21 protein-coding genes and 1 tRNA gene are annotated in these 23,263 nt (G+C 65.7%); 10 read left to right on the plus strand and 12 right to left on the minus strand.

Features of this window, described 5'->3' with window-relative positions; all coding sequences use genetic code 11:
• Positions 1-46: 46 nt before the first annotated feature.
• Positions 47-1,633 carry a GH1 family beta-glucosidase gene (locus tag PY310_RS05095; protein WP_275213173.1) on the plus strand — a complete coding sequence of 529 codons (1,587 nt, stop codon included), beginning with the start codon at positions 47-49 and terminating at the stop codon, positions 1,631-1,633.
• Between the two features lie 6 nt (positions 1,634-1,639).
• Here PY310_RS05095 and PY310_RS05100 read toward each other — a convergent pair whose 3' ends face one another.
• On the minus strand, positions 1,640-2,725 hold the full coding sequence (locus PY310_RS05100; RefSeq protein WP_275213174.1) for an App1 family protein: 1,086 nt from the start codon (positions 2,723-2,725) through the stop codon (positions 1,640-1,642).
• Positions 2,726-2,792: 67 nt separating this feature from the next.
• A complete protein-coding gene (locus PY310_RS05105; protein WP_275213175.1) occupies positions 2,793-3,524 on the minus strand; it encodes a DUF72 domain-containing protein in 732 nt (243 codons plus the stop codon).
• A gap of 160 nt (positions 3,525-3,684) precedes the next feature.
• Between PY310_RS05105 and PY310_RS05110 the strand changes: the two genes are divergently transcribed.
• The 3 genes from PY310_RS05110 (at position 3,685) to PY310_RS05120 (ending at position 6,625) form a co-directional block, all read left to right on the plus strand.
• A complete protein-coding gene (locus PY310_RS05110) occupies positions 3,685-5,487 on the plus strand; it encodes a glycoside hydrolase family 15 protein (protein ID WP_275213176.1) in 1,803 nt (600 codons plus the stop codon).
• A 122-nt stretch (positions 5,488-5,609) separates the two neighbouring features.
• Complete coding sequence (locus tag PY310_RS05115; RefSeq protein ID WP_275213177.1) at positions 5,610-5,903, plus strand: YegP family protein; 294 nt, start codon at positions 5,610-5,612, stop codon at positions 5,901-5,903.
• Positions 5,903-6,625: an HAD family hydrolase gene (locus PY310_RS05120; RefSeq protein ID WP_275213179.1), complete on the plus strand. Its 723-nt coding sequence runs from the start codon at positions 5,903-5,905 to the stop codon at positions 6,623-6,625. The genes PY310_RS05115 and PY310_RS05120 overlap by 1 nt, the downstream gene beginning before the upstream one ends.
• Here PY310_RS05120 and PY310_RS05125 read toward each other — a convergent pair.
• The 4 genes from PY310_RS05125 to PY310_RS05140 form a co-directional block, all read right to left on the minus strand.
• Complete coding sequence (locus PY310_RS05125) at positions 6,622-6,909, minus strand: hypothetical protein (protein ID WP_275213180.1); 288 nt, start codon at positions 6,907-6,909, stop codon at positions 6,622-6,624. The two genes, PY310_RS05120 and PY310_RS05125, sit on opposite strands and share 4 nt — an antisense overlap.
• A 134-nt stretch (positions 6,910-7,043) precedes the next feature.
• Entirely contained in the window at positions 7,044-7,421 is a 378-nt protein-coding gene (locus PY310_RS05130) for a sterol carrier family protein (RefSeq protein WP_275213181.1), read from the minus strand.
• Between the two features lie 2 nt (positions 7,422-7,423).
• Positions 7,424-8,440, minus strand: coding sequence for an asparaginase (locus PY310_RS05135; RefSeq protein ID WP_275213182.1), 1,017 nt, complete (start codon positions 8,438-8,440; stop codon positions 7,424-7,426).
• A gap of 36 nt (positions 8,441-8,476) precedes the next feature.
• Positions 8,477-10,054, minus strand: coding sequence for a molybdopterin-dependent oxidoreductase (locus PY310_RS05140; RefSeq protein WP_275213183.1), 1,578 nt, complete (start codon positions 10,052-10,054; stop codon positions 8,477-8,479).
• Positions 10,055-10,166: 112 nt separating this feature from the next.
• On the opposite strand from PY310_RS05140, the gene purD reads away from it, so the two are divergent.
• Together purD and PY310_RS05150 are read left to right on the plus strand one after the other, a co-directional pair.
• On the plus strand, positions 10,167-11,483 hold the full coding sequence (gene purD, locus PY310_RS05145) for a phosphoribosylamine--glycine ligase (RefSeq protein WP_275213471.1): 1,317 nt from the start codon (positions 10,167-10,169) through the stop codon (positions 11,481-11,483).
• Between the two features lie 2 nt (positions 11,484-11,485).
• Positions 11,486-12,433 carry a phosphoribosylaminoimidazolesuccinocarboxamide synthase gene (locus PY310_RS05150; RefSeq protein WP_275213185.1) on the plus strand — a complete coding sequence of 316 codons (948 nt, stop codon included), beginning with the start codon at positions 11,486-11,488 and terminating at the stop codon, positions 12,431-12,433.
• Between the two features lie 19 nt (positions 12,434-12,452).
• Here the strand turns inward: PY310_RS05150 and PY310_RS05155 are convergent, their stop codons facing one another.
• Entirely contained in the window at positions 12,453-13,721 is a 1,269-nt protein-coding gene (locus tag PY310_RS05155; protein WP_275213186.1) for a helix-turn-helix domain-containing protein, read from the minus strand.
• 131 nt (positions 13,722-13,852) lie between these two features.
• Between PY310_RS05155 and PY310_RS05160 the strand changes: the two genes are divergently transcribed.
• The gene (locus PY310_RS05160; protein ID WP_275213187.1) at positions 13,853-14,101 is read left to right on the plus strand and encodes a hypothetical protein; all 249 of its coding nucleotides are present in this window, start codon (positions 13,853-13,855) and stop codon (positions 14,099-14,101) included.
• Positions 14,102-14,211: 110 nt separating this feature from the next.
• Here the strand turns inward: PY310_RS05160 and PY310_RS05165 are convergent.
• The 5 genes from PY310_RS05165 to PY310_RS05185 all read right to left on the minus strand — a co-directional run bounded on the left by PY310_RS05165 (position 14,212) and on the right by PY310_RS05185 (position 21,443).
• Positions 14,212-14,288, minus strand: a tRNA-Pro gene (locus tag PY310_RS05165).
• Positions 14,289-14,380: 92 nt separating this feature from the next.
• Positions 14,381-16,294, minus strand: a complete 1,914-nt coding sequence (locus PY310_RS05170; protein ID WP_275213188.1) for an ABC transporter ATP-binding protein — start codon at positions 16,292-16,294, stop codon at positions 14,381-14,383.
• Positions 16,291-18,105: an ABC transporter ATP-binding protein gene (locus tag PY310_RS05175; RefSeq protein WP_275213189.1), complete on the minus strand. Its 1,815-nt coding sequence runs from the start codon at positions 18,103-18,105 to the stop codon at positions 16,291-16,293. The genes PY310_RS05170 and PY310_RS05175 overlap by 4 nt, the downstream gene beginning before the upstream one ends.
• Before the next feature lie 80 nt (positions 18,106-18,185).
• A complete protein-coding gene (locus PY310_RS05180; protein ID WP_275213190.1) occupies positions 18,186-19,133 on the minus strand; it encodes a metallophosphoesterase in 948 nt (315 codons plus the stop codon).
• Between the two features lie 6 nt (positions 19,134-19,139).
• Positions 19,140-21,443, minus strand: coding sequence for a transglycosylase domain-containing protein (locus PY310_RS05185; protein WP_275213191.1), 2,304 nt, complete (start codon positions 21,441-21,443; stop codon positions 19,140-19,142).
• A 37-nt stretch (positions 21,444-21,480) separates the two neighbouring features.
• On the opposite strand from PY310_RS05185, the gene PY310_RS05190 reads away from it, so the two are divergent.
• Genes PY310_RS05190 through PY310_RS05200 form a run of 3 tightly spaced genes read left to right on the plus strand, consistent with a single transcriptional unit; the run spans position 21,481 to position 23,101 of the window.
• A complete protein-coding gene (locus PY310_RS05190; RefSeq protein ID WP_011693223.1) occupies positions 21,481-21,636 on the plus strand; it encodes a Sp36 family protein in 156 nt (51 codons plus the stop codon).
• A gap of 2 nt (positions 21,637-21,638) precedes the next feature.
• Entirely contained in the window at positions 21,639-22,172 is a 534-nt protein-coding gene (locus PY310_RS05195) for a RidA family protein (protein ID WP_275213192.1), read from the plus strand.
• Between the two features lie 17 nt (positions 22,173-22,189).
• Positions 22,190-23,101 carry an NUDIX hydrolase gene (locus PY310_RS05200; RefSeq protein ID WP_275213193.1) on the plus strand — a complete coding sequence of 304 codons (912 nt, stop codon included), beginning with the start codon at positions 22,190-22,192 and terminating at the stop codon, positions 23,099-23,101.
• Positions 23,102-23,263: the final 162 nt, after the last annotated feature.

A 23,263-nucleotide genomic window follows, 5' to 3' on the forward strand; every position in this document is an offset into this window, starting at 1 on the left:
CAGTGGTACCCGTTCGCACGTCTTCACATCACTAAGGGCTGACACCATGCATATTTCCGCCAAAGACCTGGCAGCCCTCATCCCCGCGGACTTCACGTTGGGCGTGGCCACGGCAGCCTTCCAGATTGAGGGTGCGCTCACCGAGGACGGCCGGGGCCCGGCCGGCTGGGATGTGTTTGCGGCCAAACCCGGGTCCATCGTCGAGGACCAGAGCCCCGCCGTTGCCTGCGATCACTACCACCGCATGCCGCAGGATGTGGCACTGATGAAACAACTCGGCGTCGACTCCTACCGGTTTTCCCTGTCCTGGTCCCGCATCCAACCCACCGGGAGCGGCCCGGTGAACCCCGCAGGCCTGGCTTTTTACGACCGGCTCCTTGATGAGCTGCTCGCCAACGGCATTTCCCCGATGCTGACGCTTTATCACTGGGACACGCCGCTGGCCCTGGACGACGCCGGCGGCTGGATGAACCGGGACACCGCCTACCGGCTCGGGGAGTTTGCCGCGATCGCCGCGGAGGCCTACGGGGACAGGGTGGCGCGCTGGTGCACCATCAACGAGCCCGCCACCGTCACCACCAACGGCTACACCCTGGGACTGCACTCGCCAGGCGAGGCCCTGATGCTCAACGCATTTCCCACCGTTCACCACCAGCTGCTCGGTCACGGGCTGGCCCTGCAGGCCCTGCGTGCGGCAGGAGTCCCCGGGGAAATTGGCATGACCAACGTCTACTCGCCCATGGTTCCCAAAACGATCAACCCCCTGGACAAAATCAGCGCCAGCCTGATGGACCTCGCACAGAACCGGGTCTACGCGGATCCGGTCCTCACCGGTAAATACCCGGACCTGGTCCGGGCCGCGAAATTCTTCAGCTCTTTTGAGCACCCGGACGAAGACATGGCGATCATTTCCCAGCCGCTGGATTTCTATGGCCTGAACTACTACATGCCCACCAAGGTGGCGGTGGGCCCGGGTGAGGGCGCCGTGCCCGCGAGCATGGCCGAGGCCATGGGAAGCGACCTGAGTGCGGCCGGCAGTGGCGGCACGCCGTTCCATGTGGAGACGTGGCCCGAAGCCGACATCACGTCCTACGGCTGGCCCGTGAAACCGGAGTACATGAAGGTGGCGCTCAAGGAAATGTCCGAGCGGTACCCGAACCTGCCGCCCGTGATCATCACCGAGGGCGGTGCCAGCTTCGAGGACATCATTGTGCGGGACAAGTCCACCAACACCGCATTCATCCCGGACGAGCGGCGCCTTAAGTACCTCTCGGACCACATCCAGGCGGCGCTGGAGGCCACGGGCCCGGGCGGCGAGGCTGAGTCCATCGACCTGCGCGGCTACTACGTGTGGTCACTGCTGGACAATTTCGAATGGTCCGCGGGCTACAAACAGCCCTTCGGCCTGCTCCACGTCAATTTCGAGACGCTCGAGCGGACGCCCAAAGCCTCGTATTTCTGGTTCCAGGAGCTGATTGAGGAACGAAACCTAGTTACAGTGGCGGAAACCGCCGTCGCACAGGCCATGGAACCCGACACACTGGCGGAACCCGACACGCTGGCGGAACCCGACACGCTGGCGGAACCGGACGCGCTGGAGGGCAGCGGTGTTGAACACGAGGCCGGAGTTTAGCCGGATCTAGAGCAGGTCCAGGCTCTTGAGCTGCTTGGCCATTCCGGCGCCGTCCGGCGAATAGATCCACGGCACCACCGAGGTGGTGTGGTCCCCGTCCTCTGAGTGGCCGCCGGCAAACACGGACTCGCTGACGGACAGCTGCCGAATGGCGATGGCGGCCACCAGGTCGCCGTGGTCCTGGGCAAAACCGGAGTAGATCTGCTCATCGTGCTGGCCGTTGTCGCCGATGAGCAGCCAGCGCATGTCCGGGAACTCCTTGGCCAGGCGTTCCAGGTTGCGGTGCTTGTGCTCTTGCCCGCTGCGGAACCAGCGGTCCTGGGTGAGGCCCCAGTCCGTGAGCAGGAGGGCGCCCGAGGGGTACATGTTCCGGCTCAGGAACCGCTTCAGGGTGGGGGCCGCGTTCCATGGGCCGGTGGACAGGTAAATCACCGGGGCGTCGGGGTGTTCAATGGTGAGCCGATCCAGCAGGACGGCCATCCCGGGCGTGGCCATCCGGGCCCGTTCGCTGAGCACAAACGTGTTCCACAGCGCCAGGAAGGGCCTGGGGAGGGCGGTCACCATGACGGTGTCATCGATGTCGGAGACGATGCCGAACTTTGCCTTGGCGTCGATCACCTGGATCAGGGTTTCCACCGGCTCGGTCCCGTCAGCCCGCAGGACAGCGGTGTGCCAGCCCGGCGAAAGCCTGACGTCCACCACCGTGTCGATCAGCCCGCCCCGGTCCGCCTTGACGTGGGTGGTGACATCACCGATGGTAATTTCCACATCGGTGTACTGCATGGGCACGCTCGTGAAGGCGCGCCAGCCGCGGATGTTCTGGGTGCCGTTGAGGGCAGCATGCTCGGCCACGCTGCCGGGAGCGGGCCTTCTGGTCAGCAGGACCCGGCCGAGAACACGCACCCACCCTGTGGATGACCCGTAGCCCTGGTACGCGATGGTCTGCGGTGCGAAATTCCACCGTCCCGCGAGCCGGATCCGGGTTCCGTTGACGGCGTCCGAGATCCGGTGGGCCAGACGGAACAGTTTCGTCCCCGAAAGCTGTGCCGGGTGCGGGGTGTTCTGGGGTGCGTGCTGAGGAGCCCTGTCCATCCCTCCACTCTGCCACAGCGCAACGCTGCGCAGGGCACCTGCGTCACTACCGCCGTCGGGCGTGACATCAGCCGGCGCCAACGAACCAGCGCAGTGTCTCGGCGTTCCGCACCGCGTTCCCGCCGCCGTCGTTGTTGAAATAGGCGTAGACGTCCAGGCCGCTCCCGGCCCACTCGCGGATGCGGTCGGCCCACCACTGCAGGTCAGCGTCAGAGTAGGAACCGCCGTAGAGATGCTCGTGGTCGGGGCCGTGGAGCCGGACATACACGAAGGGTGCCGTGGCACGCAGGATGCAGGGGAGCCGGGCGCCGCTCATGATGCAGTAGGCAGCGCCGTGCCGTTCCAGCAGAGCGTAAACGTCCTCGTGGTCCCAGCTGGGGTGCCGGAATTCAACGCTCACCCGGATCCACCACGGGACCGCGCCGAGGAAATAATCCAGGCGCGCATCATCGCGTTCCATCTGCGGCGGGAGCTGGACCAGCAGGACGGCCCGTTTGTCCCCCAGCTCATGCCAGCACCGGGCAATCCGCTCCAGCCAGACCTCAGGCTGATACAGCTTCTTGCCGTGCGTCAGGCCGCGGGGTGCCTTGACGGACATGGCGAACCCGTCCGGGAGCCGGCGGCGCCAGCTGGCGAACGAGGTATCGCGCGGCCAGCGGTAGAAGCTGGCGTTCAATTCCACCGTGCTGAAACGGGCAACATAGTGCTGAAGCCTGTCCCGGGGCGGCAGGCCCGGCGGGTACAGGACACCCTCCCAATGGTCGTAACTCCAACCGGACGTGCCGATGTACACGGCCACGCTACGCCGGTCCCGGGAGTGAGGGGTGCATGATTGAGCCTCCGTGTTCGGGGACGGACCTTGCACTCAGGCTACCGGGCTGTACTGGACCGGCGGGCGGGTGTGTTGCCGTCCGGGTCCCCTCCTCACGCCCGGCCCATCCGTATGGCAGGGTAAGGACATGGCGCGCATCGAGGATTATGCAGTTGTTGGCGACCTTCACACCGCCGCCCTGATCAGCACGGCAGGCTCCATCGACTGGCTCTGCCTGCCCCGGTTCGATTCCCCGGCCTGTTTCAGTGCCCTGGTTGATACCCCCGACGCCGGACGCTGGCTGTTGGCGCCGGCAGGCGGCGGCGCCTGCACCCGGCGAAGCTACGTGGAAGACAGCCTGGTTCTTGAAACGGAGTGGGAAACCCCGGACGGCACCGTCAAGGTCATCGACTTCATGCCGCCGCGGGACGAAGTGGCGGACATCGTCCGGATTGTGGAGGGGGTATCGGGAAGCGTCAGGATGCACGGCGAACTTTCGATGCGGTTCGACTACGGGCACATCATCCCGTGGGTGCGGAAGGACAAACGTGGCCTGCACGCCATCGCCGGTCCGGACGCCGCCTACTTCGTCACCACGGCACCCGTTCACGGCGAGAACATGCATTCCGTCAGCGACTTCACGGTGCAGGCGGGGGAGCGCGTGCCCTTCGTCCTCACCTGGGCGCCCAGCCATGTTCCCCGGCCGCACACCGTTGACGCCGAGCACGTGCTGGGAACCACGCTGGCGTACTGGCGGGGCTGGGCTTCGCAGTGCAGCTACAAGGGCAAGTACGAGGAAGCGGTAACCCGTTCGCTGGTGATCCTGAAGGCCTTGACCTATGCGCCAACCGGGGGCATCGTGGCCGCCGTAACCACCTCCCTGCCCGAACAGATCGGCGGGCCCCGCAACTGGGATTACCGCTACTGCTGGCTCCGTGACGCCACCCTGACGCTGCAGGCGCTACTGGCCGCGGGGTATACGGCGGAGGCTGCCGCCTGGCGGAACTGGCTGCTCCGCGCCGTTGCCGGCGACCCGGCAGACCTGCAGATCATGTACGGCATCCACGGAGAGCGAAGGCTGCCGGAGATGGAACTGCCCTGGCTGGCCGGCTACGAGAACTCAAAGCCGGTCCGCACGGGTAACGGCGCTGCCTCGCAACTTCAGCTCGACGTCTGGGGCGAAGTGCTTGACTGTTTGTCCCTGACCCGGAATTCCCTGCTGAAACACACTGATGAGTCCTGGGATTTGCAGGTTGCCCTCATGCAGCATCTGGAAACCATCTGGGACCAGCCGGACAACGGGCTGTGGGAGATGCGCGGGCCACGCCGGCACTTCACGCATTCAAAGGTGATGGCCTGGGTGGCGGCGGACCGCATGGTCCAAGGCGTGCGCGATTTCGGCCTCCCCGGACCGGTGGAGCGCTGGGAGGCCCTTCGCGACACGATCCACCGGGAAGTGATGACCAACGGATTCGACGCCGCGCGCAACACCTTTGTGCAGTCCTATGGCCGGCCGGAACTCGATGCCAGCCTGTTATTGATTCCGCGGGTCGGTTTCCTGCCGCCCGATGATCCCCGGGTGGTGGGGACCATTGACGCGATCCAGCGCGAGCTCACCGATGACGGCTTCGTGCTGCGCTACCGTCCGGCAGACAGCGACGACGGGCTGCCGGGGGACGAAGGCGTGTTCCTCGCGTGCTCCTTCTGGATGGTGGAGGCGCTCCTTGGTGCCGGCCGGGCCGACGAAGCCACTGAGCTCTTCGAGCGGCTGCTGGAACTGCGCAATGACGTGGGCCTGCTCAGTGAGGAATGGGCTGTGACGGCCAAGCGGCAACTGGGCAACACCCCGCAGGCCTTCAGCCACTTCGCGCTGGTGACAAGCGCCCTGGAACTGCACCAGGACACCGTGCGCCGGAGTGATACCCCCATTGCGCCGCGAAAGGCAGGGTAGGGCCGTAACTCCCCGGTGTCTGCCCTTGCGCTTCAACTCCGCCCGATAAGTAAGTACACTTACTAATACTCGCGGCGAGTTCCCTAAGCACAGGACCGCGACTGAATGAGGAGTGGTAAGAAATGGCCGGACATTTTGAACTGGTGGATGCCCCCGACGGCGGCTACAGGGTAAGGATGCTCGACGGCTCGGGTGACCTGATGGCGATCTCAGTGACCTTTCCCACGAAACGCGCCGCGGTGGCGGGTATTGCCATGGCCCGCGAAATTGCGGGGACGGGCCTGATCAGGGACTGCAGCAGCAAGGGCGCCGGGGCAGTGATCCGGGAGCTTGTCCGGCCAGCGTCCACGCCAAAGGACACCTCCTCTTCCAGGGGTAGGAAGGTTTCAAAGGCCCCGCGGACTGCGGTCGGGTGATGGGCCCGCAAAGTCACAGCGCCGCCGCTTGGCGGCGGGGCGCTGTCCTGTTCGACATTGACGGAACGCTGGTGGACTCTGCGTACCTGCACACTGTGGCGTGGTGGCAGGCGTTCCGCGAGCACCACCATGAGGTGCCCATGGCGGCCATCCACTGGTGCGTGGGAATGGGCGGCGACCGGCTGGTGGACGCCCTCCTTCCGGCGGACCGGGACAAAGAGGCGGATGCGGAAATCATGGCCAGTCATGCGGCGGTCTTTGCCCTGAACTGGCCCTCACTGGCCGCGTTTGACGGCGCGAAGGACCTGCTGGCGCAGTGCCACGCCGGGGGACTCGCCGTCGCCCTGGCCTCCTCCGCGCGGCGGCAGGACTTGGAAGCTAGCCGCAGGACGCTCGCCGCGGACGCCTTTATCCATGCGGCCACCAGCTCCAACGATGCCAAGGAAAGCAAGCCAGCGCCGGACATCCTGGAAGCGGCCCTGGAGGCCGTCCAGGTCCCGGCCGCGGAGGCCGTGTATGTGGGGGACGCGGTATGGGACATGAAAGCAGCCGCGGCTCTTGGTATTCCCTCCATCGGCGTCACATGCGGCGGCCGGAGTGCCGCTGAGTTGCTGGACGCGGGCGCCGCGGAGGTCTATGCCGGCCCCCGGGATCTGCTCGACAACCTGCAGGCGAGCGCCATCGGAAGGCTGCTCGCCCTGAATCCGGGGGCTGGCACCTAGGCCCGCCGGCCGTCGGCGCTGTCCGCGTCCTGCCGGGTAAAGCCAGCGTCCTCCCGGGTGAAGCCGGCGTCTTCGGCGAGGTCGGCCTTGACCCAGGAGACGTTCACGGCGACGGACCCGTCGTCGTACTTTTCGACTTCCTCCACCACTTCCGAAGCGGTAGCGCCCATGGCCAGGATTCGCTCCCGGTAGCCCGCCACCAGTTCGGCCAGGCTGGCATCGGTCCATTCCCCCGGACGCATCCGGGTGGAAATCTCAACGGGCTCCGGCTGGTACAGCGCCATGGCGGCGCCTCCTCCCTGTGGGTCGGTTCACTCTGTCCCTTCCTACGCTAGGTTCCGGGACGGTTCCTGCACAAGGAAATTAGTCAGCGTACTTACTTTTTCAGTTCGGACCCGTTAGTCACCTCCACCGGCCCTTACAGCGGCAGGAGGGCTGAGAGGTCTGCCCGCAGTCCGGAGGCCGCCACCCGGTGCGCGGCCACTGCGTCCGCCCACGTCAACCGGCCGGTTACCAGCGACAGCCAGGTGGCGGCGTCGCACTCGATCACGTTCGGCGGGGTGCCGCGTGTGTGCCGGGGACCCTCCACACACTGGGTGACCCCGAAGGGCGGTACCCGCACTTCAACCGAATTGCCCGGCGCGCGGGCGGTCAGCTCCTCCAGCGAGTAGCGCACCGCGGTTGCGGTGACGGTGCGGGGGAGCGGAGCGTCCGACGGCGATGCGGCGGCTTCCCGCCACGCGGCCAGTGCCGCTGTTCCTTCTTCAGTGCCGATCCGGCGGCGCGCGGTGGCCATGCTCAGTCCAGGAGGGCGGACACGGCCGGGCCCAGGCGGATTTTGCCCACCGGGTGACCGCCGCCCATCACGGGGTCCACTACTTTTTCCAGGACGCTGGAGACGCCGGGGATGTCCACGGCACCGGCGGCGGCGAGCAGGGTCAGGCCCACCAGGGAGGTGGCCCGGAGGCTGCCGTCCAAAATTTTGATGGCCACGGAGACGCCCTGGGGTGTGGCCATGGCCAGGACTCCCTCGGCGCCGATCTTGGCGATGATGCCCAGTTCGTCCATCACCACAGTGTTCGCTTCGCCCCGGCCCTGGACGGCCCAAGGGTAGTCCAGCATGGACGTGGCGATGGTGGCGGCGCGGGCGTTGGAGTGCTTGTCGCCCGGGGCCTTGGCCAGCATCGAAAAGGCGCGGGCCAGCCCGGTCAGCGAAATGGCGGCCACGGGAGCCCCGCACCCGTCGATGCCCAGGTGGGCGATCCGTTCACCGCTGTATTCCTCAATCACACTGCGGACGCGCTGCTGGAGGGGATGGTTCGGCTCGAGGTAGCTGTGGGTATCCCAGCCGTTTTCGGTGCATGCCCACAGGAACGCGGCGTGTTTGCCGGAGCAGTTGAAGGCCAGCTTGGACCGGCCCTTGTCCGAGCGCAGCAGCCAGTTGCGGGCCGTCTCATCCTGCGGCCACGCTGCGGGGCACTGCAGTTGTTCCTCTTTCACGCCGGCGGCCTTCAGCATCCCTTCCACCACATCCATGTGGTCCAGGGAACCGACGTGGCTGCCGCAGGCCACGGCCACCTGCGTGCCGCGCAGCGGAACACCGGACTGCATGGACGCCAGCGCCTGGAGCGGTTTGAGCGAGCTCCTGGCATAAAGCGGGGTCCTGATGTCGCCAAGTTCGGTGACAACGGAGCCGTCCGCGGACAAGACAACGGCGGAGCCGATGTGCCGGGACTCCACAAAGCCACTGCGTTCAACGACGGCAAGTTCGACGGCGGAGTCCACGGTGAAAGTGGCGTGCGGGTTGTGCGGCATGTTGCCAGTCTAGGGGCGCTCCGGTCGATTTCCCGGCTACTCCACGGTGACCATCACCGACTGCCAGCCTGAGGCGCCGTCGGGGACCGGATCAGCCCGCCGGTCCGTCTGCACCTCACCCGTGCCGTCGGTGGCCCTGACCTTGATGTAGTGCGGCCCGGGCGTGGCATCCCAGTCGAAGGACCACTGGCGCCACGTGATCAAGGAGGCCTCGCCGGACAGCACGGCTTCGGCCCAGGGGTTGTTGTCGATCTGGACTTCCACCTTGGTGATGCCGCGGGTCTGGGCCCACGCGGTGCCACCGATGGCCACCCGGCCCGCCGGTACCTTGGCGAAGGACCTCGGGACTTCCACCCGGGCCATGGTCTTGATGGGGCCGCGCTCCGACCAGCCGCGCTGCGTCCAGTAGGCCTTGTTGTCTGCGAAGCGGGTCACCTCCAGGTCCACCACCCACTTGGTGGCGGAGACGAACCCGTAGAGGCCGGGCACCACCATGCGCACCGGATAGCCGTGTTCCAGCGGCAGCGGCTCGCCGTTCATGCCGATCGCCAGCATGGCGTCGCGGTCATCCTGCAGAACCTCGAGCGGGGTGGAGGCGCTGAAGCCGTCCACCGACGTCGAGAGCACCATGTCTGCACCTGCCCGGGGCCGGGCCCGCTTGAGGACCTCGCGGATGGGCAGCCCGAGCCAGCGCGCGTTGCCCGCGAGGTTGCCGCCCACCGGGTTGGACACGCAGGTGAGGGTTACGTGGGATTCGATGAGGTCGGCGTCGAGCAGATCCTGGAAGCTCAGCCGGACCTCCTGCTCCACCAGGCCGTGGACCCGGAGCTCCCACTCGTCGGCATTGATTTCCGGGACGCTCAGGGCGGTGTCGATGCGATAGAAGTCGCCATTGGGGGTCAGCCACGGCGTCACGCCGGCCACCGGGGACTGCACGCCGGCGGGGATGGCCGCTGCAGGCTTGACCGGCACGGGCAGCTGCAGGGCCTCGCGGGCTTGGATGATGTTGCTGCGGGCGGCGCTCAGCAGGCGCCCGCCTGTGGCCGCGATTCCGGCCCCCACCACGGTGATCCCGGCGGCGGCGAAGAAACGGCGGCGGCTGGCGGCGGGCCGGATGGGTTCCTCGGCGCCCGTGTCCGCGGGTGCCTCCGGCCAGGCCTTTAGTCGCCAGAGCGGGGCAACAAGCAGCCGCAGCACCACGAGCCCGGCCACCGTGCCCAGCACCGTGGGGATCGCATCCAGCGGCTGGACGCCGGCCCGGGTCACCACGCTGGCCACAATAACCACGCCCATCAGCAGCACGCCGGCCACGCCCAACGCCCACCTGCGGTAAGCCACCACGCCCAGGGCGCAGGCCAGCAGGAAAATGGTCAGGCCCATCCCTACGAAGAGAGCCGCCTTGTCATTGGTGCCAAAGGTCTCCACCGCGAAGTTCTTCATCCACAGCGGTGTGAAGTCGATGAAGGTGGACCCGAGGGCAAGGATGGGGGTGGCCCGCGCCGTAAAGAACGCGCCGATCAGCTCCGCAACAGAAAGGACGACGGCGGCAGCCGCCACACCCGCCAACGCGGCCAGGGCGGCGGGCTGCTTGAGCCAGTTCAGGAGCTTGTTCATGGTGTGGGTTCGGCGCGGCGGGCCTTCCGGATGGTTAGGGATGGGTGGGCGGCGTGAAGGTGAGGAACCGCCCTTAGGAAACGGCGGGGTGCACAAAGTACCCTTGGAGACTGTGAAGGTACTCGTCATTGGCCCTGGAGGCCGCGAACACGCCATTGTCCGCTCCCTGCTCGCCGATCCCAACGTCTCCGAGGTCCACGCAGCGCCCGGCAACGCCGGCATCAGCAAACTGGTACCCACCCACAAGATTGACGGGAACGATCCAGATGCCGTGGCGGCCCTGGCCACCAAGCTGGGCGTGGACCTGGTGGTGGTGGGCCCGGAGGCTCCGCTGGCAGCCGGCGTGTCCGACGCCGTGCGCGCCGCCGGAATTCCCGTTTTCGGTCCGAGCAAGGCCGCAGCCCAGCTGGAAGCCTCCAAGGCCTTCGCCAAGGAAGTCATGGCAGCGGCGGACGTCCCCACGGCCATGGCCCTGGTGGCCACCAACGCTGAGGAAGCGGCGTCGGCGCTGGACACCTTCGGCGCCCCCTACGTGGTGAAGGACGATGGCCTGGCGGCCGGCAAGGGTGTGGTGGTCACCAACAACCGCGAGGAAGCCCTGGCCCACGCGCAGACCTGCTTCGACGCCGGCGGCACCGTGGTGATCGAAGAGTTCCTGGACGGGCCGGAAGTATCCGTCTTTGTCCTGTGCGACGGCCACAACACCGTTGCCCTGTCCCCGGCACAGGACTTCAAACGGATCTTCGACAACGATGAAGGCCCCAACACCGGCGGCATGGGAGCGTACACCCCGCTTGAATGGGCACCCCCGGGGCTGGTGGACGAAGTCATTGACCGCGTGGCCCAGCCCACCGTGAACGAAATGGCCCACCGCGGCACCCCCTTCGTGGGCGTGCTCTTTGTTGGCCTCGCCCTGACATCCCGCGGCACCCGCGTCATCGAATTCAATGTCCGCTTCGGCGACCCCGAAACCCAGGCGGTACTGGCACGCCTCAAAACGCCGCTCGGTGCGCTGCTGCTGGCAGCCGCCAAGGGTGAACTGGACAAGGCAGATGAGCTGCGCTGGTCCAAGGAGACCGCGGTGGCCGTCGTCGTTGCCTCCCAGAACTACCCGGACACCCCCCGCACCGGGGACCGCATCCGCGGGCTCAAGAAAGTGGATCAGCTCGAAGGGGTGCACGTGATCCATGCGGGCACCGCGTTCGACGACGAGGGCAAAGTGGTTTCCGCCGGCGGCCGGGTGCTCGCCGTGGTGGCCCTCGGCAGTGACCTGGTGGAGGCCCGTGAGCGGGCGTACGACGGCGTTGAACTGGTTCAGCTCGAAGGCTCCCAGTTCCGGACGGATATTGGACGCAAGGCCGCCCGCGGCGAGATTAAGGTTGCGTCCCGCGCAACGGCATCGCTGCCTGTCACGAAGGCGAAGGCATAAACATGACTGAAACTCCCGCACCGGAACCGCAGCGCGGCCTCAGCACGACCACCCTTGACCTGCCCGGCTGGAAGCACATCTACTCCGGCAAGGTCCGCGACCTGTACGAGCCGGCGGACGAATCCATCCGCGAACGCCTTGGCCAGGACTGTGTCCTTGTGGTGGCCAGCGACCGCATCAGCGCTTATGACCATGTCCTGACCAGCGAAATTCCGGACAAGGGGCGCATCCTCACCCAGCTGAGCCTGTGGTGGTTTGGGCAGTTGGACGTTGAACACCACGTGCTGGCCTCCACCGTGGAGGAGGGAGTTCCCGCGGCCGTGGAAGGCCGGGCCATGATCTGCAAGAACCTGGAAATGTTTCCGGTGGAGTGCATTGCCCGGGGCTACCTCACCGGCACCGGCCTGCTGGAATACAAGTCGCACGGCACGGTTTGCGCCATTCCACTGCCCGAGGGCCTGGTGGACGGTTCGCGGCTGGAACACCCCATCTTCACCCCGTCCGCCAAGGCCGAGGTGGGCCACCACGACGAGAACATCACCTACGACGCCGTGGTGGGCATTGTGGGCGACGACATCGCGGCACGGCTGAGCGACCTGACCCTGAAGATTTACTCCACCGCTGAAAAGATTGCCCGCGAACGGGGCATCATCCTGGCGGATACCAAGGTGGAGTTTGGCTACGACCCGGTCTCCGGCGGCATTGTCCTTGGCGATGAGGTCCTCACGCCGGACTCGTCCCGCTTCTGGGATGCCGCCACCTACCAGCCCGGCCAGGCGCAGCCGTCCTACGACAAACAGTATGTCCGCGACTGGCTGACCTCGGCCGAGTCAGGGTGGGACAAGAGCTCGGACACCCCGCCGCCGGCGCTGCCCGAGGACGTCATTGCCCGCACCCGCAGCCGTTATGTCGAGGCCTACGAGAAACTGACCGGCCGCACATTCGCCTAGGCGGTTCGCGTAGCCAGCGCTAGCTGGCCTTGGCGTTTTTCGCTGCGGCCCGCTCTTTGGACAGCCTGATTTCGAGCATGGAGTCCAACGCCTGTTGGACTCGCTCCTGGGCGCCGGCTGAACTGAAATCCTTTTGCGCCTCCTTGAGGTACACGAGAGCTTCCTCAGACTCCCCGGCGGCCTTGAGGGACTTGCCCAAAAGGAGGGCAACTTCGCCAGCAGTGTGCTTGGGCAAGGCCTCTCGTTCTGCATGGATTTTCCGCAGTCTCTCTATGGCGGCCACGATATCGCCGTTCAGGTAGAGCCACTGGGCTCTGACGAAGGAGACTTCAAGCTCGTCGCTCTTTGTCCCGTCTACGATGGAGAAGGCGAGTTCCGCCCGTTCGACAGCGGCGAGCGTTTCTGGCTCTACGATGCCGGATTGTAGCCGGACTGCAGCCGACGCTTTATTGAAACGGGCCCACATTGCGATGTCGTTGGCAGGAGAAAGTAGCCTGGCTGCACGCTCGTGTTCTTTGACGCCGGCGACGTAGTCATGCCGCATGAAGGCCACGTTGCCCACGACCCATGCGACTTCCCCTGCCAGCTGCGACATCGTGCTTTCATCGACCTGTTCGAGAAGGTCTTGGCAGTACGCCCACGCTTCGTCCAGTCGGCCGCTCTCCGCCAAAGCTCCAATAAGCACTCGTAAGGCACCGATGATAATCGTGGAGTTTTGTGGCAACTGCTTGGACAGCTTGAGTGCTTCTAATGCCTCATTCACCGCAGCCGGCAACTGTCCACGCCATTGCAACACGGCAGCCAACATCTGATGTGCCCGTACGCCCAGTCCAATGGATTCCCTGGCCATCGGATGCTCGATGAGGCGTTCCGTGATCCGCTGGCACTCCTCCAGATCGTCGTTCCGCATCAAACACTCCGCCTGCATGTACGTCATGTTCCACCAGGCACTGGTGTTTTTGCCTTCCAGTGCAAACTGGGCAGCCGCGGCCGCGTGGCTGGCTGCCAGGGCGTAGTCCCGGAGGTCCCACGCCTGCCGTGCGTAGAGACCTGCGAGCACATATTCACCGTCGCTGACGGAGACGGGCTGGCTCCAGGCCTCAAGTGCTTTAGGAGCAAGATCTAGCCTCCGGGCAAGTTCTTCAACCACTTCGGCGGTGGGCTCGCGGCGGCCGGTCTCAAGGAGCGAAATGTAGCTGGGGGAATAGAGGTCCTTGCCGAGTTCAGCCTGTGTCAACCCGCGCTCAAGTCGTTCCGCTCGAAGCTTTTCCCCGAATCCATTACCCACGGGATTCCTCCTTATGCTGAACCGTCTTTAGTACGCAAAGCTTGACAGGCCCTGTGGGATCCATTTTACAATAAGTGTCAACAAGGACGTGCTGACTTTGTAACGAATCCGACTCGCATTGAGGAACTCATATGTTCAAGAAGATAGCGGCAGCCGCCGTCCTGGCCGGCGCCCTGGCATTCGCCGCAGCCGCACCAGCAGTCCTGTCCGCAGGTTCCGTTTCAGATAACTCGGGTGTAGCCGTTGCCAGCGGTAACTGGCCCTACCCCATGTCCGAAAAGGTGAAGGTCGAGAAGGGTAAGAAGAGTACCGCCACCACTACGGATACCACCAACGCCACGTACACCACTCTCAGCGGTAACTGGCCCTACCCGATGTAAGAAGTCCTCGTAGGAGGCGAAGGGCCCCGAAGCATCATGCTTCGGGGCTTTTTCTGTGCCTCCGCAGGACATAAAAAAGAGGGCCTCCCTGGGGGAGACCCTCTTTCATTTGGTCGGGATGACAGGATTTGAACCTGCGACCTCGTCGTCCCGAACGACGCGCGCTACCAAGCTGCGCCACATCCCGATCCGCTGCAAAAGCAACTTTACAAGAATAACGGATGCCTGCCCGGATGCGAAATCGGCTGCCTTCGGAGTCCGTTGCCGCTACACCAGCGCCTACACAAGGGAGTCCTTCCAGGCGCCATGGAGGTCGGCGAATCGTCCACCGCCGCCGATCAAATCCGCCGGCGTGCCGTCCTCCACGATGCGGCCGTCATGGACCACCAGGACCCGGTCGGCGGTCTCCACCGTGGAGAGCCGGTGCGCGATGATCAGCGCCGTCCGGCCGGTGGCTGCCGCGGCGCCGCCCCGGGCGCCTCTGCCCCTGGAGTCCATGGGCGCATCACCGGCGCCCTGGGCACCCGCCTCAGGGCCGCCGTCGGACGTTCCGCGCAGCAGCCTCGCCAGGCCGTGCTGCACCAAACGCTCGGACGGGATATCCAGCGAGGAGGTGGCCTCATCCAGGATCAGCACCGCCGGCCGGGCGAGGAATGCCCGGGCGAAGCTGATCAGCTGCCGCTGCCCGGAGGAGACGCGGCCGCCACGCTTGTTGACGTCAGTGTCGTAGCCCTCGGGGAGCTGGGTGATGAACCCGTGCGCGCCCACGGCGCGGGCGGCGTCCTCAATCTCTTCACGGGAAGCGTCCGGCCGGCCCAGGGCGATGTTGTCCGCCACGGAACCGCTGAAAAGGAACGCCTCCTGCGTGACCATGACGATGTTCCGCCGCAGGTCGGTGGTGCTGAGGCTGCGGAGGTCTACGCCGTCTAGGGTCAGGGAACCGGCGGAGACGTCGTAGAAGCGGGCGATCAGCTTGGCCAGGGTGGATTTACCGGCGCCGGTCTGGCCCACCAGGGCCACGGTCTGGCCGGCGGGAATGTGCAGGTCCATCGTGGGAATGACCACCGGACCGTCGCCGTAGCGGAACTCCACGCCCGTGAAATCCACCGTGCCGCGGGCATGGGGAAGTTCCACCGCGTTTTTGGGCGGCCGGACCGTGGGAACCTCCTCCAGCAGCCCCGACACCTTTTCCAAAGCCGCCTGCGCGCTTTGGAACGAGTTGTAGAACATGGCCATCTGGTCCACGGGCTGGAAGAAGCGTTTGGTGGACAGCATCAGCGCGAGCAGGACGCCCACCGCCAAATCCCCGCTCAACACCCGGAACCCGCCGAACAGCAGGACCACAGCCACGCAGACGTTGCCGATCAGCACCAGGCCGGGCTGGAAAATGCCGTTGAGGTTGATGGAGCGGACTGTGACCCGCCGGTAATCCTCGGACAGTTTCCCGTACTGCTCAGCGTTCTCCCGCTCTTTGCGGAACGCCTTCACGGCACGGATCCCGGTCATGGTTTCCACAAAGTGCACAATCAGCCGGGCGGATACCACCCGTGATTCACGGAACGCAATCTGCGAATGCTTCTGGTACCAGCGAGCGAGGAAGAACATGGGGACGCCCGCAGCCAGCACAATCAGCCCGCTGCGCCAGTCCAGGACAAACACCGTGATGGCGGTGAACACCATAAACAGCAGGCCCGAAGCGAGCGAGCTGACGCCGGAGTCCAACAGCTCGCGCAGGGCCTCCAAGTCTGAGGTCTGCCGGGCGATGATGCGGCCGGACGTGTACTTTTCGTGGAACTCCAGGCTCAGCCGCTGGGTGTGCCGGAAAACCCGGACGCGGAGGTCCAGCAGCATGGCCTGGCTGAGCCGCGCGGTGGACGTGACGTACAGGGAGGTGAGTCCCGCCGTCGCGATCGCTGCGAGCAGGTACGCCACGCCGGTGAGCACCAGCGGGAGATTGTCACCCGCGCGGAGGGCCGGCAGCGCATGGTCGATGCCGAAGGCAATCAGCGCAGGGCCGGCCACCCGCGTGGCCTGGGAAAGGACCACCATGGCGATGGTCAGCCAGAACCTGAGCCGCACCGGACGGATCAGCCTGGCAAGCAAGGCGAGCGACCGGCGTCGTACGGTTTTGCTTTCCGCCTTGCTGAGGTGGGCGTTGTCCTCGTTGGCGGTGCCGAAGGTTGCATTGCTCATCGGGTCATTTCCTCAGCATCTGCCGCGTCCTCAAGCTCCGACAGCTCCGTATCCAGGTCCCGGGGCTCCTGGTCCAGGCTCGCGATGACATAGCGGTAATGGGGGTTGTGCGCCAGCAGGTCGGTGTGGGTTCCGACGGCGGCGATCCGGCCTTCCTCGAGCAGCGCCACCCGGTCGGCCATCGCCACGGTGGACGGACGGTGCGCCACAATCAGGGTGGTGGTGTCCTTCAGGACCGCGCGGAGCCGGGTCTCCACCAACTCCTCGGTATGCACGTCCAGGGCGGAGAGAGGGTCATCCAGCACTAGTATCCGGGGCCGGGCCGCGATGGCCCGGGCCAGGGCGATCCGTTGCCGCTGGCCGCCGGACAGGCTCAGGCCCTCCTCGCCGATGAGGGTGTCCACACCGTCCGGCAGCGAGTACGCGAAGTGCGCCTGCGCCACGTCCAACGCCTCCTCCAAGGCTTCCTCGGACCGGTCCGTTGCCCCCAGGAGCACGTTGTCCCGGACCGAGCTGGAGAACAGTGTGGTGTCCTCAAACGCGACGCCCACGACGCGCCGGAGGTCCTCGACGTCGAACTCGCGCAGGTCCACGCCGTCGATGGTGATGGACCCGGCCGCCACGTCGTACAGGCGCGGCACCAACTGGATCAGGGCGCTCTTGCCGCTGCCGGTAATGCCTACCAGTGCCATGGTTTCGCCCGGCCGTACGCCCAGGTTGATGTCCTGCAGGATGGGCTTGTCCGGCGCGTCCTCGAACGCGAACGTGGCGTTGTTGAAGCTGAGGGCCCCTTTGAGCTCCGCGGGGTGGCGCGGGGCCCGGGGACTGGTGATGGTGTTGACCGAATCCATCACTTCGAAGTGCCGGTCAATGGCTGTCTTGGCGGTCAGTGCCATGGCCAGCAGCATGCCCGAGAACTCAACCGGGGTGGCCACCACCGCGGCGGTGGCGAAGAAGGCCACCAGGGCGCCGATACTCAGCTGCCCGCCGGCGCACAGCATCACGCCGACCACCAGGCCGGCACCCAGTGCGAGTTCCGGCAGCAGTGTGACCACCATGGTGAAGGCGGCCTGGTGTTTGGCCTTGGCGATTTCAATCTGGCGGAGTTCCTCGGCCTGCTCGTTGAAGTTCTCCAGGGCCTCGCGGCTGCGGCCAAACGCCTTCAGAACGCGGATGCCGTGGACGGACTCCTCCACGGTGGTGGCAAGGTCGCCGGCCTGGTCCTGGCTGCGGCGCGCCACTTTGCTGAAGCGGGTCCGGAACCGGAAGCTGTAGGCCATGATAGGCACCGCGGCGGCCATGAAAATCAGCGCCAGCTGCCAGCTCATGGAGAACATCACCACAATGCCGATCACCACGGTGAGGGTGGTGACCACCAGCATGATGGCACCAAAGGCCATCCACCGGCGCAGGAAGTTCAGGTCCGTCATGGCACGGGAGAGCAGCTGGCCCGAGCCCCACCGGTCGTGGAAGGAGACCGTGAGCTCCTGCAGGTGCCCGTAAAGCGAGACCCGCATCCGGGTTTCCACGGTGGTGGCCGGGTTGATCACGAACTGCCGCCGAAGCGCCACGAGCACCGCCTCGGCGATGCCGAGGAGCAGGATCACGACGGCGGCAGTCCACACCGCGCTCCGGGCACCGCCGGGCTTCAGCGACTCGTTGATCAGGACGCGCAGTACCTGGGGGATGGTGAGCGCCACGAGGCTTGCCAGCAGGGCGCTGAGGAGTCCCAGCACCAGCCGGGGGAGGATCGGCCTAACGTGGGGATAGAGACGGCTGACGGATCTGAAAAATGAGGTTTGCTTGGCCATGCCCGCTTCTCAAGCTGTACAACGAATATAGTTTCCCTTAGCAACTACCCTACGTTAATGCGTGAGCTGATTCACACGGGCTATTGAGGCGACGTCAGCGTCAGCAGCACGGCCTCCGGCTTGCAGGCGATGCGGACGGGAGCGAAACGGGAGGTGCCGATGCCGCCCGAGACGTTGACCGGCGTCGTCCGTCCATTGCTTTCCCAGTCATTGAGGCCCTTGGCGCGCCACGTGGGGATGTCGCAGTTGGCGACGAGGGCGCCGTAGCCGGGGATGCAGAGCTGGCCGCCGTGGGTGTGGCCTGCCAGCAGCAGGTCCGCACCGGCGTCGGTGAAATGGTCCAGCACCCGCTGGTACGGGGCATGGATGACTGCCACCCGGACGTGCGGGTCCTGGTCCTGGTTGCGGGTCCCGCGCGGCCAGCCGGCGTAGCGTTCCCGCTTGAGGTGCGGATCATCCACACCGGAGAAATCGAACCGGATCCCCTTCAGGACCAAGGACTGGTGCCGGTTGGTGAGATCCACCCAGCCGCCCATGCCAAAACCGGAGCGCAGCCGCGGCCAATCCAGTTCCACCGGCTTGGGCCGGGCCTTCGACGGGCCCAGCAGGTAGGACGCAGGGTTCTTCAGGGTGGGAGCGTAGTAATCGTTGGACCCGGGCACGAACACGCCGGGGAACTCCATCAGCGGGCGCAGGGCCTTGAGGAGCGGGTCCACGGCCTTGACGTGGCTCAGGTTGTCGCCCGTGTTGACCACCAGGTCCGGCTGCAGGGCCGCCAGCGATTCAAGCCACCGGGCCTTGGTGTCCTGACCGGGGACGAAGTGGATATCGCTCAGGTGCAGGATCCGGAACGGTGCACGGCCCGCGGGCAGGATGGGCAGCGTTTCCTCGCGCAGGACAAACTGGTTCTTTTCCCACAGTCCGTAGCCGAAGGCGGCCACGCCCGCTGCAGTGCCTGCAGCCGCGGTAACGGCGAAGCCGCGCCCGATGTTTCGGACGCGGCTGGCCAAGTTGGAAGTCACGGCCATTACTGGCTAGCCGTCTTTCTTATTGCCGTTGCCCGGAGTGTCGGCCGCCGGCGCGGACGGTGCCGGCGCAGGCGCCGCCGGGGCGGGCGCGGTGGCGGGCGACGTCGGCACGGTGGGGGCGGCGGGCGTCCTGGACTGCGTGCCGTTCACCATCTCCGACGGCGGTGCCGGGAACGGATTGGTTCCGTAGGCCGGTGCCATCTGTGCCATGTACTTGGAGAACATGGGTCCGGCGATCATGTAACCGTCAAGGGATTCGTAGAACTTGCCGTTGAAGGTCAGGTTCCGGCCGGGGCGGTTTTGGGCGCCCAGGGCATCGCCGAACCAGGCTGCGGTGGCAAGGCCGGTGGTGTGGCCCACCACCCAGGTGGATTCGTTGAGGTTTGAGGTACCGGTCTTCGCCGCAACCGGGAAGTTGGTCCTGGTGGAGAGCCGCGGCTGGATCAGCGAGCCGGACCCGACGTTCAGGACTTCCTGGAGAGCGTAGTTCACGCCCCGCGCAACCTCGGGTTTGAGGGCATCCCGGCAGCTCGGGCTCTGGGCGGGCAGCTGCTTGCCGGACTGGTCCGTGACGGAGGTGATGGCAATGGCTTCGCAGTACTTGCCGTCGTTCGCGAAGGTGGCGAATGCGCTGGCCATGGTCAGCGGGGACGTCTGGGTGGAACCAAGGAGGTTCGCCAGGGTGGACATGTCAATCTTGGGGTTGGGCTCGCCGTCCTTGGACGGCAGGCCGCTGTGGAGCCCCACGGCGTCCACCACCTTCTGGATGCCGCAGAAGTCCAGCTGCGCGGCGGAGGCGAACGTGGCCGTGTTGATGGAGTTGTACAGGCCGAAGAGCACGGGCATGGACCGGTAGAACTGCGGTTCGGCGTTCTGCAGGTCATCGGCGGCGCCAAGCGACTTCTGGGCGGTGTTGTACGCGCCGGTCACCACGCCGCAGGAGTTCTTCCACGGGTAGCCGAGCTGATAACGGCGCTGGGAGGCGTTGACCACGGTGTTCATGGACTTGCCCTCGTTGAGCCATTCCGCGAAGGTGAACGGTTTCATGGTGGAGCCGGGCTGGGCGCCGCCCAGGCCGTTGAGGTCGTTGCCGTTCTTGTCCAGCTGGTCAACGCTGAAGTTCACCTGCGAGTCGAAGCCGCCCTCGGCAGGCAGGAACGACGTGTTCTGCGCCATGGCCACGATCTTGCCGGAGTTGGGCTGAAGCGACACCAACGCTGCTCCCCACTTGTCCGGGTTCGCTCCGGCAGACGCGTTCACCTGCTCCTGCGCTGATGCCTGGGCCGCGGGATCAAGCGTGGTGGTGATGGTCAGGCCGCCGCCGTAGATGAGCCGCTGGCGTTCCTTGACCTCGGCGCCGTAGGCCGGGTTGTTCTCCAGCAGGTGGAGCACGTAATCGCAAAAGTAGGGGGCGGCGGACGCGTAGGCGCAGCCCTGGCGGGCGGGAGTCACCTTGGTCTCCACCGGCGTTGCCACTGCGGCGTCGTGCTCGGCCTGGGTGATCTTGTTCTGGTTCAGCATCAGGCCCAGGACGAGGTCGCGGCGTGCCTTCGAGTTCTCCGGGTTGGTGATGGGGTCGAAGGCTGACGGGCTGTTCACCAGGCCCGCCAGGAGTGCGGCCTGGGGGAGGGTGAGGTCCTTGGCCGTGGTGCTGAAGAAGAACTTGGACGCGGCCTCGATGCCGTACGCATCACGGTTGAAGAAGACGATGTTCAGGTAGCCCTCAAGGATCTGGTCCTTGGAGAACTCCTTTTCCAGGGCGATGGACAGCTTCATCTCCCGAAGCTTGTCCCCGACGCCCTTGTTGACGCCGTTGAGCTTGATGGCCTCTTCATTTCCCTCGGCAGCGAGGTTGGCGTTGAGGACGTTGTTGACGTACTGCTGGGTGATGGTGGAGGCACCCTGCTTGTTGCCCCGGGCAGTGGCCACGAGGGCACGCATGATGCCGGTGGTGTCCACGCCGCCGTGCTCGTAGAAACGGCTGTCCTCCACCGCGATGACGGCTTTGGTCATGAACGGCGAGATCTGGTCCAGGCCGACCTTGGTGCGGTTCTCCGAATACACGCTGGCGATCTGGCTGCCGTCCGCGGCGAGGATCCGGGTGGTCTGGTTGGGCGGGTCCACCTTCAGCTCCGCCGGGAGGGTGTCGAAGAAATCGATCGAACCACTCGCTGCACTGCCGGAAACAGCTGCGGCCGGAACCAGCAGGCCCGCCACCAGGACACCACAAATAGCGCTCACGCCAAGGAAGCCAAAAATCTTTCCGAGGGTAGTGGCCGTGTCGAAAATGGGGTTCTTACGAGTCACCATGTTTTCCACTTTACCGGCAACGACTAGTCTTTCTCTCATGACCAAATGGGAGTACGCGACGATTCCGCTCATTATTCACGCCACCAAGCAGATCCTGGACCAGTGGGGAGAGGACGGCTGGGAACTCGTCCAGGTAGTTACCGGACCGGACGGCAATGGCCTGGTTGCGTACCTTAAAAGGGAGAAGCAGTAGCAATGAGCACTTCCGCAGAGACCACGTCCGGCGCGGCAGAAGCGCCCATTTCCGCCGTCGAGCAGCGTCTTGCCGAGCTTGGCCTGAGCCTTCCGGAGGTGGCCGCACCCGTGGCCGCCTACGTTCCGGCGGTCATCACCGGCAGCCACGTTTACACCTCCGGTCAGCTGCCGTTTATTAACGGCAAACTCGAAGCAACCGGCAAGGTTTCCACCGGCACGGAGGGCACTTCTGACGAGCCCACCGTGTCCCCGGAAGCCGCCAAGGCCTATGCCGCCGTCTGCGCCGTCAACGCCCTGGCCGCCGTGAAGGGCGTCATAGGTGATCTTGACCGCATCACGCGCATCGTCAAGGTGGTGGGCTTCGTTTCCTCGGACCCGTCCTTCACCGGCCAGCCGGGCGTTATCAACGGCGCCTCGGAGCTGCTGGGCCAGGTGTTTGGTGAGGCCGGGCAGCACGCCCGTTCCGCCGTCGGCGTTTCAGTTCTCCCGCTCGACTCTCCGGTAGAAGTCGAACTGATCGCTGAATTCAGCTAAGGAACCGGTTCACTCAATTGCCTCAACTTGCCAGACGCTTGTTCGCCCTCCCTCCGGAACTGGAAGGGGCGGCCCGAAGCTGGTTCGAACACGGTGAGCGGACTCCGCGTGCCGCCCGCCTGGCATCCTCCGTGGTGCTTCTGCGCGATTCGCCCACCGGCCTGGAGACGTGGCTGGGATACCGGCCAGGCTCCTCGCCGCTGGGCGTTCTCGCCTTCCCCGGCGGTTCTTTGGAAGCGTCCGACGACGACGCCGTCGGGTGGCTGGGCCCGTCACCGCAGCATTGGGCTGAGCAGATGGGAACGGCCGACGTCGGGCTGGCGCGCCGCCACGTGGTGGGCGCCATCCGCGAGCTCTTTGAGGAAACCGGCGTGCTCCTGGCCGGGCCGGACATGTCCAACACGGTCGAAGGAACGTCGAGCCACGAATGGATGAAGATCCGGGTGGCCGTCGCCGATCAGGAGAAGACTTTCACCGAGCTGCTCGCCAAGCGGGGACTCTCGGTCCGGACGGACCTGCTGAAGCCGCTGGTTAACTGGCGCAGCCCGGACTTCGCCCACCGCCGCTTCGACACCCGGTACTTCGCGGCTACGGTGCCGGTGAATCAGCAGCCGAGCCTGCTGGAGGGCAAGGGCATCTGGGGGCGCTGGGTGTGCGCCACCAAGGCCATCGCCGAACGCGACACCACCGCCCTGGGGGACGAGGTGGGCCAGGAGAACACCGTAGGCCTCACCCTTAGCCAGCTCCTGGTGCCCGGCTCGGAGATCATGCTCGAAAAGATGGCCGCCGCGAACGGCTGCATCGCCTACCTCAGCTACAAACGCAAGCCGCACGTTTATCAGCCGAAGCTCGTTGAAGAGGACGGCAAACTGATGCTCGAGGTTGAAGCGGCCAAGACAGTAGCCGGGGTCCCGCAGCGCGAACGCTGACCCACCCCCGCTGGGTTGAGTCCGCCGGCCAGCGGCCCTTCGCCGCCCCCACCCCACCCCTACCCCGGACGCTCTCTCACTTAATGTGGGTTTCCCCCGACGCTCTCTCACTTTCTTGAAGAAAGTGAGAGAGCGTCGGTCGTTTTCGCGCATTAAGTGAGA

This window comes from Pseudarthrobacter naphthalenicus, assembly GCF_029076445.1.
GTDB classification, from domain to species: domain Bacteria; phylum Actinomycetota; class Actinomycetes; order Actinomycetales; family Micrococcaceae; genus Arthrobacter; species Arthrobacter naphthalenicus.